This window comes from Ochrobactrum sp. P6BSIII (assembly GCF_014138065.1).
In the GTDB taxonomy this organism is placed as follows: Bacteria; Pseudomonadota; Alphaproteobacteria; order Rhizobiales; family Rhizobiaceae; genus Brucella.
Genome location: NZ_JACGXB010000001.1, coordinates 1 through 16,257, shown reverse-complemented (window position 1 = coordinate 16,257; position 16,257 = coordinate 1). Strand labels below are relative to the sequence as shown.

Genomic DNA, 16,257 nt, shown 5'->3' with positions numbered 1-16,257 from the left:
CGATGAACATTCCAGCCTCTCCCAAAGCAGACCCCAACGGCGCAGCCTTGCTCGCCGTTTTTGAAGAGGCCGTGCTTGAGGCTGGCCGGGTCATCATGAAGCATTATGTCGATGGCTGTGCGGTTGAGCGCAAAAAGGATGAATCGCCTGTCACCGAGGCAGACCGTGCCGCCGAGGCGATCATCCTTGCGGCATTGTCGTCGGTAGCACCCGATATCCCGGTCGTGGCGGAGGAAGAGGTGTCTGCCGGTCGTCTTCCGACCCATCTCGGACGGCGTTTTCTGCTCGTCGACCCTCTCGACGGCACGCGGGAATTTCTGCTGCGCAATGGCGATTTTACCGTCAATATCGGCCTGATTGAAGATGGTGTGCCGGTCGCGGGCATTGTCTACGCTCCGGCCCGCAATCTGCTGTTTACGGGTGCGGGCAACCGCGCCGAGGAAGCGGAAACGACTGCGGATCACAAGATAATCCGCCGCCGTGCAATCCGGGCGCGGGCGGTTGCCGAGCAACGCATTGCTGTTTGCAGCCGGTCGCATAATACGCCTGAAACCGAGCATTTCCTGCAGGCAAACCAGATTTCCGGCCATGTCTCGGTCGGCTCGTCCCTGAAGTTCTGCCTGATTGCGCGCGGTGAGGCGGACATTTATCCGCGTTTTGCGCCAACGATGGAATGGGACACGGCGGCAGGTGATGCGGTGCTGCGTGCGGCGGGCGGCATGACCGCCACCATCGACGGCAAGCCGTTTGTCTATGGACAGCGCGCCGGGCAGGGCGTGAAGGGCTTCGCCAATCCGCACTTCGTCGCTTATGGCGCAGGCTTTACGCCGGTCTTTCCAGCCGAAGTGCTCTGATCCTGTGACATTTATGAGCGGTCGCGATTGTGACCGCAAAAAAACTGCATCATGCTCTTGCGGCATCAAAAATGCAGCGTTATAAGCCGCCTCAACGGTCGCACCGTCTGGTTGCGACCAACTGGTTCGGAGTGTAGCGCAGCCTGGTAGCGCACCTCGTTCGGGACGAGGGGGTCGGAGGTTCGAATCCTCTCACTCCGACCATTCAGATGCTGGAAGCTGTTCCCGATTTTCCAGAAACCTCTTCTCTTCACGAATATGTGTTTATCGCTTTCGGTCGAAAACCGACATGCGCATGAACTCGCCGTCATATTCCGCGAGCGCAACAAGGCGTTGGCGATCGAGGATCTCGACCCGGTTTGAGCGGAAGAGGACAAGCCCTTCCTCGCGCAGATCCCGCAACATGCGATTGAGGTGGATCGGCGTCAGTCCCAACGCATCGGCCAGCTGATATTGCGTCAGGGGACAATAATAGGAATCGGGATCGTCAATGCAGCAGGCTTTGACCCGGTCCGACAATTCCAGCAGCAGATGTGCGGTCCGCACAAAGGCGCTGCGGCGACCGACATTCGTCAGATGCTCGATCAGCATGGCGCGCTGTCGCGACAAAAGCTCGATGAAGATCATTGCCAGACGTGGAACACGCCGGATCGCGCTTTCGAGAGAAGCCAGTGGAATTTCAATGACTTTCATCGGTGTGATGGCGGATATCGTATTGTAGCTATAGCCATCTGCGGTGCGAAGGCCGATGAAATCGCAACGCATCGGAAAGTCGATAATCTGCCTCTGGCCACCGGACAGATCGCGATAGACACAGCCCCAGCCAGACACGACCATATGCACGTTTCTGACGCGCTCACCCTGTTCTATGATGACGGTATCGGTGGTAAAATTGTTTTCCGTGATGACAAGAGAAGCCAAAGCACCAATCGCATGCGCATCAAGGTCCGCCAGAATCGGAGAAGATTCCAGTAAGTCGATCAGCACCCCCACCGAAGGTGCCGCAATGCCTCTGCCACTATGCATAACACTTCCGTACTAAACGAAAGATATAGTTTTATATCTTCCTACTGTTTAAGTCGCTCTTACGGACAACATAAATTTTCGAACTTGCTAACATAAATTAATGACACGATTGCTTTGAGGTAGCAATATTAGCCTATGGAATGGCGGGAATTCGTCAATATAAGTCATAAGCATCATTTAAATACCGATCTTGCGGCGGGGCAGGACCGGCGGATCACTGTGTAGGAGTTAGTAAACCTTCGTGCCGGGGAGACGCGCCGATGTTGGATGCCAGGGGTGCCAGTCTGTGGGCTGTACCGAAAGAAAGAGACAATGGAGCGGTTGGTGTCGGCGTTCTGCCGAACAGTGACCGCCATTTGCTACTCGTATGCAAAAGCAATCTGGAGCGGGAGTGCCTTTTCAACGGCCTCCTGATGAATGGGCTGAAAATGCCGGTGACGTGCTACGCCTTTGTAGAGCAGGCGAAGGCGTTCAACGGCAGTGCTGTCATTTTGCTGCATATCGGCGCCAAGCGGCTTGCCGATCCGTTCTTCTCCGAAGAAATCCGCTCCCTCGTGGAAATGTGGTCACCATCGCCGATTGTGCTTCTCGCCGAACGTGAGGAGTGGGCGCAGGTGGTGCGGGCCATGGAAATCGGCGCCAGAGGCTATATCCCCACCTCGGTCGATGTTCGTGTTTGCGTCGAGGCCATCCATCTCGCCAGCGCGGGCGGCATGTATATTCCCGCTTCCATGGCCATCAAGTCGCCGCCGCCCGATATCGATGAGGATGTGCTGGGCGAATTGCTGACCGCGCGCGAAATCGAGGTGGTGCATGCGATTCGCATTGGTCGCTCCAACAAGGTGATCGCTTTCGAACTTGGCATGAGCGAAGGCACTGTGAAGGCGCATGTCCATAATATCATGCGCAAGATCGGCGCAGCCAACCGGACCGAAGTGGCCTGCAAGCTGCACAATATGTACAACAGCACTTTGGGCGATGATTGAGCGGTTTCGTTGTCCGTCCGCGATCCCTGTATTCCCGGCTAAAGTATTTCCAGCAAAAGTGCGAAGCGGTTTTGCGTAGGATAATGCGTGAAAACAAAACAGGCTGCGAAAACGGTGCAGATAGGCATAGGCAGTTGCTTTCTCTCCGAAAACAGAGACATTACAGGCTCGCAATTCTAACAAACTCAGCGCGGGCAAAAAATGCAGCTTACCCCTCGTCACAATGCAATTCTGGACCTTGCACGCCGTCAGGGGCAGGTTCTGGTGGACGATCTGGCTGCGGCTTTTGATGTCACGCCGCAAACCGTGCGCAAGGATCTCAACGATCTGTGCCGCGCACGCCTGCTGCGCCGCATTCATGGCGGGGCGCTTTATCCCTCCGGCGTTGAGAATATGGAATATGAGGCCCGCCGCCGGATCGCCGCCAATGAAAAAGAATCGATCGGCAGGGCGGCAGCTGAAATCATCCCCGATGGCGCGTCCCTGTTCATCAATATAGGCACCACGACCGAAGCTGTCAGCCATGCCCTGATCGACCATAGCGAACTGATGGTCATCACCAACAACATCAATGTCGCCAATACGCTTCGTGTGCACACTTCCATCGAAGTGGTCATTGCTGGCGGCGTGGTCCGCTCGTCCGACGGCGGTATTGTGGGTGAGGCGGCAGTGGACTTCATTCGCCAGTTCAAGGTTGATTATGCCATCATCGGTGCTTCGGCCATGGACGAAGACGGTGCGCTGCTCGATTTCGATTTCCGCGAAGTGAAAGTCGCGCAGGCGATTATCGCCAATGCGCGCCACGTTATCCTCGTTTCCGATTCCACCAAGCTGGAACGCACTGCACCGGTGCGCATTGGCCATATTTCGCAGATCAACACCTTCATCACCGACCGCTGCTCCTCGCAGCAGCTGCGTGATCTGTGTGCAGAACATGAGGTTGAGCTGATCGAAACCCTTAATGATAGCGGGGCGGCGACCAAAGCGGGGTAGTTTCGTTTATTTTCGCTTTGCTTTCGTATTAAATAGTTTTATATTCGCTTTGGTGTTCTGAGGCGCGTCGGGTGACGCGCGTTAAAATGAATGTTCGAGCGTCTGTCTGCTGCAAACGCTCTGAAAGCCGCTTTCAAGGTTTGCCATGGCGCAGGAAAAAATATTCGACATTTTCGTTATTGGTGGCGGCATCAACGGATGCGGCATTGCACGCGACGCGATCGGGCGCGGCTTTTCTGTTTTCCTGGCGGAGATGAACGATCTGGCGAGCGGCACTTCTTCCCGCGCCACCAAGCTGATCCATGGCGGTCTGCGTTATCTGGAGCATTACGAGTTTCGTCTGGTGCGCGAGGCGCTGATGGAGCGCGAGGTTCTATGGGCCAATGCGCCGCATATGATCCATCCGATGCGCTTTGTGCTGCCCTATCATAAAGGCGGGGTGCGTCCGGCATGGCTGCTGCGGCTGGGTCTGTTTCTCTACGATCATCTGGGTGGCCGCAAGAAACTCCCGGCGACACGCACGCTGAATATGCGCACTGACCCTGCTGCTCAGCTGCTGAAGCCGCTTTTCACCAAGGCATTCGAATATTCCGATTGCTGGGTCGATGATGCCCGTTTCGTAGCGCTGACCGCGCGCGATGCATCTGACCGTGGCGCGTCCATTCGCACCCGGACCAAGGTCGTGGCCGCACGGCGCGACAGTCAGGGCTGGACAATCACGATTGAGAACGCCGACACCGGACATCAGGAAGAAATCCGCGCACGTCTGCTGGTCAATGCCGCCGGTCCGTGGGCCGATAAGGTTTTGCAGGGTGTCGAAGGTGACCGCCAGTTGCACAATGTGCGTCTGGTGCAGGGTAGCCATATCGTGGTGCGCAAGAAGTTTGCCGATCCGCGCTCTTATTTCTTCCAGAATAATGATGGTCGCATCATCTTTGCGATCCCCTATGAAGATGATTTCACCCTGATCGGAACCACCGATCAGGACTATAAGGGCGATCCCGCCAAGGTGGCGATCACTGAAGCCGAAACAGAATATCTGTGTGCTGCAGCAAGCGAATATTTCGCCGAACCTGTGCGGCGCGAAGATGTGGTCTGGACCTATTCCGGCGTGCGTCCGCTCTATGATGACGGCGCCAGCAAGGCGCAGGAAGCAACGCGCGACTATGTTCTGAAAGACGACGCGCCAGCCGGTCTCGCACCACTCATCAATGTCTTCGGCGGCAAGCTGACGACAGCGCGCAAGCTTGCCGAACATATGCTGGAAAAGATCGAGCATCATCTGGGCAAGAAGGGTGCGCCATGGACCCATGCGGCAGCACTGCCCGGTGGTGATTTCAAGGAAGTTGCTTTCGACAGCGAGTTAAAGAAAGTACAGGCGGCCTATCCATTTCTCACGCCAGTCCATGCCCGCCGCCTGTTCCGGCTCTATGGAACGCGTGTTCATGTGCTGCTCCGCAAGGCCGCATCGCTCGCTGATCTTGGTCGCCATTTCGGCGCTGATCTCTATGAAGCTGAAGTCTCCTATCTCATTGAAAATGAATGGGCTTGCACGGCGGAAGATATTCTGTGGCGTCGCACCAAGCTTGGCTTGCGCCTCAGTGCCGCAGAGGCGGAAGCATTGAATAATTTCATTCAAAACAAAGAAAAAACCTTGTCACCATTTATTGCGGGTTCCTAATAGCAATCAAATGATTGTAATTTTCAATTATTCTTCTTTATGATAGTTTACTCATGTACTTTAAGACTTTTTATACTTAAAAATTTATAAATATTACTTTTAGAATGCGGTGCGGATACTGATCGATTCCTCCCGATACAGCTCGGACTGGTGTATTTTTGTCCGGGTGGCATCAACTAGATTGGTTCCGCACCGTTTATAAAAACACACCTCTCACGAGGTGCATACCTCCTGATAAGTACTAACCTCCCAAAGACCACATTTCACGGCCCGGCGATTATTTCTGCCGGGCCGTCTTTGTTTCTTCGCTTTGACGATGCGCTTGCCAGTTGTGGGGGAACAGGCCATTATCATCAGGAACATGCCCGGCAGACCTTTATAGCGGTTCTGTTGTCCGGGAATGTTCAAGGCGAATTCAGCGGTTCCAGCCTTCCTGGGAGGAGAAAGATGGGTGCACCGCAAGAGAGAGTTCATGCGGACCGTGTTCTGTCCGAAATCCACACCGGCGGTTCTGCCCGCTCGGCGCTGGTGGCGTCATGGCAGCGTTCTGCCGAACTGCACAAGCTCGACCCTGCCGATCCGGGCACCGTGCGCACGCTTTCCGAGAGGGAGTTCCGCACCGCGCATGAGCGGGTGGAGCGGCTGGTCAGCGTGGCGCAGGCTAGTATGGATCGCCTTTACATGGCGGTCGGCGGCGTCGGCTGCTGCGTGCTTCTGGCCGACAGCGAAGGCGTGCCGGTAGAGCGCCGCGGTGCGGCAAGCGACGACGACACGTTCTATCGCTGGGGCCTGTGGACGGGCGCGGTGTGGAGCGAGGAATGCGAAGGCACCAATGGCATCGGCACCTGTATCGTTGAACAGCGTGCGCTCACCATCCATCGCGACCAGCACTTTCATTCACGCAATATCGGGCTGTCCTGCACGGTGGCGCCGATCCACGATCATCAAGGCCGTCTTATGGCTGCGCTTGACGTGTCATCCTGCCGTTCCGATCTGACGGAAGCCTTTGCGCAGCTCATCTCTGTGGCGGTGATCGATGCGGCGCGGCGGATCGAAGCAGAAAACTTCCGGCAGGCTTTTCCAAAGGCCCGCATCATGCTGGCTCCAAGCGTGGACCGCAGCGGCGGCGCTTTGATCGCCGTCGACAAGGATGATCTGGTGATTGGCGCGACACGGGCTGCGCGTCTGGCGCTTGGTCTCGATGATGTGGCGCTGGCAGGCCCGCTGCCTGCTGCCGATATTCTCGGCTGGAATGCCGATCCGCGCGAGGACATGGCGGAGTCGGAACGCGGGGTCATCCTGCGTGCGCTGGCCCGTGCGGAGGGGAATATTTCTGCCGCCGCAGTGCTTCTGGGCATCAGCCGGGCCACGCTGCACCGCAAGCTGAACCGCCTGAAGATCATTCGCCCGCATTGATCCCTTTGCAAAATCACCTGACGCAACTGTCTCAATATTGCGACACATGATCTTGCGAGCGTGAAAACACGGGATGACTCTCCCCCGCTATCGCGCGATCCTCCTTGTCGAAGCGCTGTAGGAGCAGCGTCATTTCGGGAGGAGAATACCATGAATAAGGTTGAATTCAGCCGGACGGTGAAGCCGGCTTTTGCCAAACGTTATGGAAACTTCATCGGCGGCAAATGGGTTGAACCCAAGTCTGGCCGCTATTTCGAAAATACCTCGCCGGTCAATGGTCAGGTTCTGTGCGAAGTGGCACGGTCCGACGCTGCGGATGTTGAAGCAGCGCTTGATGCCGCTCATGCCGCCAAGGATGCATGGGGCCGTACCAGCGCAGCCGAGCGCGCGCTGATCCTTAACCGCATTGCCGACCGCATCGAAGAAAATCTGCCTGCGCTCGCTGCTGCCGAAACATGGGACAATGGCAAGCCGATCCGTGAAACCACCGCTGCGGATCTTCCGCTGGCTGTCGATCACTTCCGCTATTTCGCCGGTGTCATCCGCGCGCAGGAAGGCGGCATTTCGGAAATCGACCACGACACGGTTGCCTATCACTTCCACGAGCCGCTGGGCGTTGTCGGCCAGATCATTCCGTGGAACTTCCCGATCCTGATGGCGGTTTGGAAGCTGGCTCCGGCGCTCGCCGCTGGCAATTGCGTGGTGCTGAAGCCTGCCGAACAGACCCCGGCTTCGATCCTCGTCCTGATGGAACTGATTGCCGATCTTCTGCCAGCTGGCGTGATCAATGTCGTCAATGGCTTCGGTCTTGAAGCGGGCAAGCCGCTGGCATCCAGCCCCCGCATCGCCAAGATCGCATTCACAGGCGAAACCACGACCGGTCGCCTCATCATGCAATATGCCAGCCAGAACCTCATTCCGGTTACGCTGGAACTTGGCGGCAAGTCGCCCAACATCTTCTTCAAGGATGTGGCTGCCGAAGATGACGACTTCCTCGACAAGGCCATTGAAGGCTTCGTCATGTTCGCCCTCAATCAGGGTGAAGTCTGCACATGCCCGAGCCGTGCGCTTGTCCATGAGTCGATCTACGACAAGTTCATGGAAAAGGCGCTGAAGCGTGTGGAAGCCATCGTGCAAGGCGATCCGCTTGATCCGGCAACGATGATCGGCGCGCAGGCCTCGAGCGAGCAGCTTGAGAAGATCCTGAGCTATCTCGACATCGGTCGTCAGGAAGGCGCAGAAGTGCTGACCGGCGGTGAACGCAATGTTCTGCCGGGCGATCTGGCTGGCGGCTATTACGTCAAGCCGACCGTGTTCAAGGGCAACAACAAGATGCGTATCTTCCAGGAAGAAATCTTCGGACCGGTCGTGTCCGTTGCGACCTTCAAGGACGATGCGGAAGCGCTGTCGATTGCCAATGACACGCTCTATGGTCTCGGCGCCGGTATCTGGACCCGTGACGGAACGCGGGCCTATCGCTTCGGTCGCGCTATTCAGGCGGGCCGTGTGTGGACCAACTGCTACCATGCCTATCCGGCCCACGCGGCCTTCGGTGGTTACAAGCAGTCGGGCATCGGTCGCGAAAACCATCTGAAGATGCTGGAGCATTACCAGAACACCAAGAACATGCTGGTGAGCTACAGCCCGAAGAAACTCGGCTTCTTCTAAAGCATGTCGCGGAAAAGTGGGAACCGTTTTTCCGATCACGACATGCGTATAAACTAAGTGCGTTATATTCAGGCTATGGCGGCCTGCAAACGGCATTCTTCTCCGCTTCCGGTGCTCACGTACCTTTAAGTACGCTCCGCTCCGGTTCTCGAAGAACACCATTTTCGGCACGCCATAGCCAGAATCTAATCACCCCTTGTCCTCGTCGCTGGGCGTGCTGCAAAGCGGGGAATTAACGTCTCCGCATTGCGTCTAATCAAAGCGTATTTGCGTCTTCCAGGTCAGTATTGCGTTGGAAGAACGGCATCGGTTCACCCTCCCAGGGGACTGCGAAGGGGCCTGGGCGAAAATGCCCGGGCAACCCTTGAATGGTCCTGAAAGCTGCATTGCGCGGCAAGCTGGACGCGGCACCCGGGTGCGCCATATTCCTGTTACTCATTTCTTCCGACCCGTATCGGGAAACAGCTTGAAAGAAACTCAATTCGATAACGAAGGAGAGACTTCATGGCCAAGACAATGAAAGCAGCAGTGGTACGAGCATTTGGCAAGCCGTTGACAATCGACGAGGTGCCGATACCCGAACCGGGACCGGGACAGATACAGGTTGCCATTCAGGCATCCGGCGTCTGTCACACCGATCTTCATGCCGCCGAAGGCGACTGGCCGGTGAAGCCCAATCCGCCATTTATCCCCGGACATGAGGGCGTGGGTTTCGTGTCGGGCGTGGGTGCTGGCGTCAAGCATGTGAAGGAAGGCGACCGCGTCGGCGTTCCATGGCTTTATACGGCCTGCGGTCATTGCCGCCACTGTCTCGGTGGCTGGGAGACGCTCTGCGAGGAACAGCTCAATACCGGCTATTCGGTCAATGGCGGCTTCGGGCAATATGTGGTTGCTGACCCGAATTTCGTCGGCCATTTGCCGAAGAATGCCGATTTCAACGAAATCGCGCCGGTGCTCTGTGCCGGTGTTACGGTCTATAAGGGCCTCAAGGTGACAGACACCAAACCGGGCGATTGGGTGGTGATTTCCGGCGTCGGTGGCCTTGGCCATATGGCGGTGCAATATGCCAAGGCCATGGGAATGAACGTTGCCGCCGTCGATATCGACGACAAGAAACTCGAACTGGCTCGTAAGCTTGGCGCGACGGTGACGGTCAATGCCAAGACCAACAAGGATCCGGCGGCCTATATCAAGAAGGAAACCGATGGCGGCGCGCAAGGTGTGCTGGTGACAGCGGTTTCGCCCATTGCCTTCGAACAGGCGCTTGGCATGGTGGCGCGCGGCGGCACGGTGGCGCTGAACGGCTTGCCGCCGGGCGATTTTCCGCTGTCAATCTTCAACATGGTGCTGAACGGCGTCACCGTGCGCGGTTCCATCGTCGGCACCCGGCTCGATTTGCAGGAATCGCTCGATTTCGCTGCCGACGGCAAGGTCAAGGCGACCATCCGCACCGAGAAACTGGAAAATGTTAATTCCATCTTCGATGATATGCGCAAGGGCAACATCGAAGGTCGCGTCGTGATGGATCTGACGCAGTAAAGCGTGCAGGATAGACGTTACATATTCTGAACGGGCGGACCTGTTTCGCCCGTTCTCATGCGAGGGAGGAGAGAATGTTGCAAGAAAACCCGCAAAAGGGTTCTGCGAGGAATCCTGAAACGAACGCTGGCGACGACGGCAAGGGCCAGGTCAGCGCCACGCCTGCCGCGCTTGATCTCATTGCCGAATTGCAGGCGGAATATGGGCCGATCATGTTCCATCAGTCGGGCGGCTGTTGCGACGGTTCTTCACCGATGTGCTATCCGCAGGGCGAGTTTGTCGTCGGAGACAATGATGTCAAACTGGGCGAAATTGGCGGCGCGCCGGTCTATATCAGCGGCCCGCAATATGAAGTCTGGAAGCACACTGAACTCATCATTGATGTCGTTCCGGGGCGCGGGGGCATGTTTTCGCTCGATAACGGGCGCGAAGTGCGTTTTCTGACGCGATCCCGCATATGTTCCATTCCCTGAAGCGTTTGGCCTTTTCGTTATCCGACGAACAGGTTAGAGCATTTCCAACAAAAGCGTGTAGCGGTTTTGTGTTTGGGAGTGCGCAAAAATAGCGAACGCTTCGAGGAGGAAGACGATCCCATATGGCTGCAACAGGCAAAAGAGCGACGATACACGATGTGGCGCGTCTGGCAGGCGTGTCGATCAAGACCGTTTCGCGTGTTTACAACGACGAACCGAATGTGCGCGAGGCAATCCGCGAAAAGGTGCGCGAAGTGGGGCAGGAGCTGCGCTATCGGCCCAATGCGGCGGCGCGCAATCTGGTGGAACGACGTTCGCATCTGATCGGTCTTTTCTTCGAAAACCCCAGTTCCAGCTATGTGACGGAATTGCAGATGGGCGCGCTGGAGCGCCTGCGCGGCACGCGCTATCGCCTGCTGATCTTTCCGGTCGAGAACCGCGCCGATATTCGTGGCGCGCTGATCGAAACCGCCCATGCGTCAGGCCTCGACGGCATCATCGTGACGCCGCCCATGTCGGACGATCCGGAAATTTTGCAGGAGCTTTCAGCCTCGGCCATGCCGTTTGCGCGCGTGGCGGGCGACGTCAATGTGCATCCGACCGATAGTGTTTCCATCGACGACGAAGCAGCAACCGTCGACCTGATGGAGTATCTTCTGAAGCTCGGCCACAGGAAGATTGCGATCATCATTGGCGACCCGACCCACCGCTCCGCCGAATTGCGACTGGCCGGTTATCGCCGGGCGCTGGAAGCGGCAGGGATCGAGCGCAATCCCGATTATGAAGCGCAAGGCGGCTTCAGTTTTGCCAGCGGTCTTGTGGCGGGAAAGAAACTTCTGTCACTCGAAAATCGCCCGACGGCGATCTTCGCCTCCAATGACGATATGGCGGCGGCGGTGGTGCAGATGGCGCATGACCACAAACTGTCGGTTCCGGGCGATCTCACCGTGGTCGGTTTCGATGACAGCTCGATTGCCAGCATGGTGTCGCCGCAGATCACCACCGTGCGCCAGCCGATCTTCGAAATGACGCGTGGTGCAGCCGATATGCTGTTGAACCATATCGAGAACGGCCAAACCTCACCGGCCCGAAAGATCGACTACAAGCTGATCATTCGCCAGTCTGCCGGCAAGGCGCCGGTATAAACACCGCGATTAGCTTTGTGACGGGGCCGGGAAGAACCGGTCTCGTGCATAGCTGCTGCCGAAGATCATGTCATATTGCAGCATTTGATAGTCGCGCAGGAGCGGCGCGAAAGGCGGGCGCTGCTGCCAGCCTTCATCGGCATTTTCATCGCCATCGAACACGGCATGCGCATCAACAATGCGGTACTGGTCGTGCAACTGGCGCAGGAAGCCGGTGTAATAGGGATGCTGCATCCCGGCCATTTCGAGTATCTGCATCGGCAGGAAAGCCGGGCTGATCGTGCCGGTGCCGCGTTCCGCGCCGCGCTTGTTCGTCCATAGCACCAGCGGTGTTTCATGCTGGAGAAGCATGTCGGCGGCAGGCGCGATGCGGCTTGCGACGCGATCCTGCATGAAACCGGTTTCGGTATAGACCGGGCCGAGCGGCGGCAGATGATCGCCGAAGAACACCAGAATGGTTTCGCGTTCGCGCTTCGATGCCCATTCCATCAGACGGGCGAGGCTTGCATCGGCATCCATAGCGCCTTGCGAGTAGGTGCGGATCGACTGGCGCACAGCTTCGCTGGCGTCGGTCTGCACATCGAGCTTTGAATCCGGATAGCGGTTGGCCTCATAGGGGCCATGGCCTTGCAGCGAAACAGCAAAGAAGAAAAACGGGTCCTGCTGCTCATCCGCCTCGCGAATGATCTCGGTGGTCAGCGCATCGTCCGAGGCAAGCGTGCCGCGCTTTTCCAACGGCGGCATGTTTTCTTCCGACATGAACTTGTCGAAGCCCATGTTTTCATAGACAGGACCGCGGTTCCAGAACCACTGGCGATAGGGATGGATCGCCCGCGTTGCATAGCCCTGTTCCTTGAAGAAGCTTGCAAGCGATGGCAGCGGACGGCGAATATATTGCTGATAAGGAATGCTGCCCGAAGGCAGGAATGCCTTGGAAAAGCCTGTCAGCGCTTCAAACTCGACATTGGCGGTCATGCCGCCGAATTCCGGTGAGAACACATAGCCGGACTGTTCGGCGCGCACGGTCGGGATCGGATCGGCGCTGAAGGCCACACCCGGCAGACGGGTCGGGTCCCAGAAAGACTCGCTCATGATCATGATGACGTCGGGCTTGCCGGTATCAAGTGCTGCCGGAATGAGCTGCGCTGGCGGTTCAATCGACGCGATGGTTTCCGGTGAATAGCCTTCCGGCGCGAAGACGGTTGCCATTGGCACGTTCAAAATGAAGGCCATGGTGAAACCGTTATGCGCGTAATTTTCCTTCTGGTCCCACATGATGGGCAGAACGCGCAGGCGGTCGCGCGCCAGTGAAAAACTGGAATAGTCGGAAATGAAAGCGAACCAGGCGAGCAGCGGTAGCGCGAAGGCCAGACGAAGCGCGCGACCTTTCCAGGGAATGCGGTCGAAACGACGCCACCAGAAAAGGCTTGCGGCAATCAGCAGCGCAGCGCTGGCAATCAGGAGAAGGGCGATGCCGACAGCGCTCCACGGACGCTCACGCACCAGAAGCGGCAGCAGATCGACGATCTGGCGCGCATAGAGAAAATCGCTCGGATAGAGCGGGTCGCCGAGATAAAGGCTTTTTTCACGCGCAGTCGTCGCGGCGATCAGCGCTAGCGGCCCAACCACGAAAAGCCCGTAATGGATACGCCCGAAAAGCGCGTCGCTGGCGGTCAGCACCACGACGAAGAAGGCAACCGTTGTCCATGCCGGCTTATGCGGGGTGCGGAAAAACTCGATGGCTTCGGCAAACGAACCGCGGAAAATCCACTCGACGGAGAAGACGAGCAGAACGGACAGGACGATGGAGGCAAGCGCAACCCAGACGAAGCGCACTGGCCACGAGACATGCGAAGCGCCGAAAATGGCCGCATCGCTCCAGCGACGTTCGCCCGCGTTTTCCACTACTCCAGACATGTCTTACCTGCTACCATTTCTAAATATGAGAAATTTCGTGTCACATTTCTGTCATGGAAATGTCAAGCCACGGTTGAGCGGCGGGTGATACCGGACGTGATCTGAACGCGCAATGAATAGAAAAAGCCCAATAAAAATAGGGCCGGAAGTGATTCCGGCCCTATTCTTTAAGTGCTGACGATATTCGTCGGTTAAATGACGTCTTCGAGACCCTTGGTCAGCTCCAGCGCCTGCCGTTCGAACAGACGGCGGTAGATGCCGCCCGGCTTGCGGATCAGCGCGTCATGGTCGCCTTCCTCGATGATCTGACCCTTGTCGAAGACAAGCAGCCGGTCGAGTGCGCGCACCGTCGATAGCCGGTGAGCGATGACGAGCGTGGTACGCCCGACCATCAGACGTTCCATCGCCTGCTGGATCAGCACTTCCGATTCCGAGTCGAGGCTGGACGTCGCCTCGTCAAGGATCAGAACCGGCGCATTGGCCAGAAACGCCCGGGCAATGGCCACGCGCTGGCGTTCGCCGCCCGACAGCTTCACGCCGCGTTCACCCACCAGTGTCGCATAGCCCTTCGGCAGCCGGGTGATGAAGTCATGCGCGCTGGCAAGGCGTGCCGCTTCCTCAATCTCGGCCTGTGTCGCGCCGGGACGGGCATAGGCGATGTTCTCGGCCAGTGTGCGGTGAAACAGGATCGGCTCCTGCTGCACGATGGCAATCTGCGACCGCAGCGACGCCTGGGTGACCTCAGCAATGTTCTGACCATCAATGCGGATGGCGCCGTCCGTGACGTCGTAAAGCCGCTGAATCAGCTTCACGAAGGTGGTCTTGCCGGAGCCGGAATGGCCGACAAGGCCGACCCGCTCGCCCGCATCGATCTTGACCGAGAAGTCGCGGTAAAGCGGGTCTTCATGGTTGCCATAATGGAACGTGACATGATCGAATGTGATCTCGCCCGCACCGATCTTGATGGCGGGAGCGCCAGACCTGTCGGCAATGCCATAGGGCTGTGCCTCGATATCGACCAGTTCTTCCATGTCGTTGACCGACCGTTGCAGGTTGCGGATATGCATGCCGACATCGCGCAGATAGCCCTGCAACATGAAGAAGGCTGTCAGAACAAAGGTGATGTCGCCTGCCGTGGCTTTGCCCTGGCTCCAGAGATAGAGCGCAAAGGCAATGACAACACCGCGCATGACCAGAAGGTTCGCGCCCTGAATGAAGCCGTTCAGCGTGCCGATCAGCCATGTGCGGCGCGTGCGACTGCGCCACTTGGTGACGACCTTGGACAGACGAACATCTTCACGGCTTTCCGCGCCGAATGCCTTCACGACAGCGTTGCAGGAGATGGCATCGGCCAGCGAGCCGCCCATGCGCGTGTCCCAGCTATTGGCCAATGTTGCAGCGGGCGCAACAAAGCCAAGCGAAATCACAATCGTGCAGACGATGAACAGCACAGAGCCGATTGCAACCAGCAGCCCCATCAGCGGCCAGTACCACGACAGCAACGCAACCGAGCCAAGCAGCATCAGGATTGACGGCAACAGCGCCACGATCAGCGTGTCATTGAGCAGATCGAGCGCCCACATGGCGCGCGAAACCTTGCGGACTGTTGATCCGGCAAAGGCATTGGCGTGCCAGTCGGTCGAAAACCGCTGCAACTTGTGGAACGAACTTGCCGCCATGTCGCTCATGATCTTCAGGGTGAAGTCGGTGATGACATAGAAGGTCAACTGGCGGGTGATCAGCGCCAGCGCGCCCAGCGCCAGTAGCACGACAAGCGCCTGAATGGCGGCATCCCATGCACCATTATTGCCAAGCGAAAGCGCATCGACCAGCCGCCCTGAATAGAGCGGGGTCAAAACATCTGCGGCTGTTGCAAGCAGCATGCCGATTATCATCAGCGCCAGCCGCAAGGGCTGACTTCGCCAATGGCTGAAAGTGTAGCCGAGGACATTGCGGAACGCAGGTCCCCGGAAATCTAAACGAAACCGAGTCATATCCATATTACCAGCCTGTGCTCGCGCGCAGAACTGGCCCTTGATTGAGAAAACAAAACGATCGGCTCCGGGAGGAGCCGCGAACAGCGGTGGTTTTGGAAAGGTGCTCCGAAGGAGCGATACTCAGCCCGCGAGGCGGGCCGCGGACCTAGCGATTAGAGGCGCCCGCAGAAACACAGGGCACCATTGGGAATGGATAATCGACGCGCATCTCATACCTCCTGCCAGTGTTTCAGATGCGTGCACAATAAATGAGCAAGATTGTTTGCCAAGGCCCTAAATGCAATTTCTGGTTCGCAAGGTGTCGGGTGTGGCAATTTTACAAGAACGTCGATTTTGGGATTTTAAAAGTAATACTTTTCACATTTTCTGCTAAAAGCCCGTTGCAACCTTGCATTCGCTGGTTCGATGCGCGAATGAAAGTGAGATATATCAGGGCCGCACGGCTGATATCGGGAGAGAGAGTTCATATGACAATTCATCAGAATCTGATCGCTGGCGAGTGGGTTGGCGGTGACGGCACTGCCAACATCAATCCGTCCGACACCAATGATGTGGTGGGCAC

12 protein-coding genes and 1 tRNA gene are annotated in these 16,257 nt (G+C 57.3%); 10 read left to right on the top strand and 3 right to left on the bottom strand.

Annotated features, from left to right (window positions below; translation table 11 throughout):
- The first annotated feature begins 2 nt into the window (after positions 1–2).
- Both cysQ and FHW00_RS00060 read left to right on the top strand, forming a co-directional pair.
- Positions 3–854, top strand: coding sequence for a 3'(2'),5'-bisphosphate nucleotidase CysQ (gene cysQ / locus FHW00_RS00065; RefSeq protein ID WP_078339609.1), 852 nt, complete (start codon positions 3–5; stop codon positions 852–854).
- Positions 855–981: 127 nt separating this feature from the next.
- A tRNA-Pro gene (locus FHW00_RS00060) sits at positions 982–1,058 on the top strand.
- A gap of 60 nt (positions 1,059–1,118) precedes the next feature.
- Here FHW00_RS00060 and FHW00_RS00055 read toward each other — a convergent pair.
- Positions 1,119–1,880, bottom strand: coding sequence for a Crp/Fnr family transcriptional regulator (locus tag FHW00_RS00055; protein ID WP_078339608.1), 762 nt, complete (start codon positions 1,878–1,880; stop codon positions 1,119–1,121).
- Positions 1,881–2,140: 260 nt separating this feature from the next.
- Between FHW00_RS00055 and FHW00_RS00050 the strand changes: the two genes are divergently transcribed.
- The 8 genes from FHW00_RS00050 to FHW00_RS00015 all read left to right on the top strand — a co-directional run bounded on the left by FHW00_RS00050 (position 2,141) and on the right by FHW00_RS00015 (position 11,781).
- Positions 2,141–2,866: a response regulator transcription factor gene (locus tag FHW00_RS00050; protein ID WP_078339607.1), complete on the top strand. Its 726-nt coding sequence runs from the start codon at positions 2,141–2,143 to the stop codon at positions 2,864–2,866.
- Positions 2,867–3,067: 201 nt separating this feature from the next.
- Positions 3,068–3,859 carry a DeoR/GlpR family DNA-binding transcription regulator gene (locus FHW00_RS00045; RefSeq protein WP_078339606.1) on the top strand — a complete coding sequence of 264 codons (792 nt, stop codon included), beginning with the start codon at positions 3,068–3,070 and terminating at the stop codon, positions 3,857–3,859.
- Between the two features lie 145 nt (positions 3,860–4,004).
- The gene (gene glpD, locus FHW00_RS00040; RefSeq protein ID WP_078339605.1) at positions 4,005–5,540 is read left to right on the top strand and encodes a glycerol-3-phosphate dehydrogenase; all 1,536 of its coding nucleotides are present in this window, start codon (positions 4,005–4,007) and stop codon (positions 5,538–5,540) included.
- A gap of 447 nt (positions 5,541–5,987) precedes the next feature.
- The gene (locus tag FHW00_RS00035) at positions 5,988–6,956 is read left to right on the top strand and encodes a GAF domain-containing protein (RefSeq protein ID WP_078339604.1); all 969 of its coding nucleotides are present in this window, start codon (positions 5,988–5,990) and stop codon (positions 6,954–6,956) included.
- A gap of 150 nt (positions 6,957–7,106) precedes the next feature.
- Positions 7,107–8,624: an aldehyde dehydrogenase gene (gene adh / locus FHW00_RS00030; RefSeq protein WP_078339603.1), complete on the top strand. Its 1,518-nt coding sequence runs from the start codon at positions 7,107–7,109 to the stop codon at positions 8,622–8,624.
- 504 nt (positions 8,625–9,128) lie between these two features.
- Positions 9,129–10,163, top strand: coding sequence for an alcohol dehydrogenase AdhP (gene adhP / locus FHW00_RS00025; RefSeq protein ID WP_078339602.1), 1,035 nt, complete (start codon positions 9,129–9,131; stop codon positions 10,161–10,163).
- A 74-nt stretch (positions 10,164–10,237) separates the two neighbouring features.
- Positions 10,238–10,636 carry a DUF779 domain-containing protein gene (locus FHW00_RS00020; RefSeq protein WP_078339601.1) on the top strand — a complete coding sequence of 133 codons (399 nt, stop codon included), beginning with the start codon at positions 10,238–10,240 and terminating at the stop codon, positions 10,634–10,636.
- Between the two features lie 122 nt (positions 10,637–10,758).
- On the top strand, positions 10,759–11,781 hold the full coding sequence (locus FHW00_RS00015) for a LacI family DNA-binding transcriptional regulator (protein WP_078339600.1): 1,023 nt from the start codon (positions 10,759–10,761) through the stop codon (positions 11,779–11,781).
- A gap of 9 nt (positions 11,782–11,790) precedes the next feature.
- Here FHW00_RS00015 and FHW00_RS00010 read toward each other — a convergent pair whose 3' ends face one another.
- Entirely contained in the window at positions 11,791–13,698 is a 1,908-nt protein-coding gene (locus FHW00_RS00010; protein ID WP_078339599.1) for an LTA synthase family protein, read from the bottom strand.
- A gap of 191 nt (positions 13,699–13,889) precedes the next feature.
- Complete coding sequence (locus FHW00_RS00005; protein ID WP_113533795.1) at positions 13,890–15,692, bottom strand: ABC transporter ATP-binding protein; 1,803 nt, start codon at positions 15,690–15,692, stop codon at positions 13,890–13,892.
- Positions 15,693–16,257: the final 565 nt, after the last annotated feature.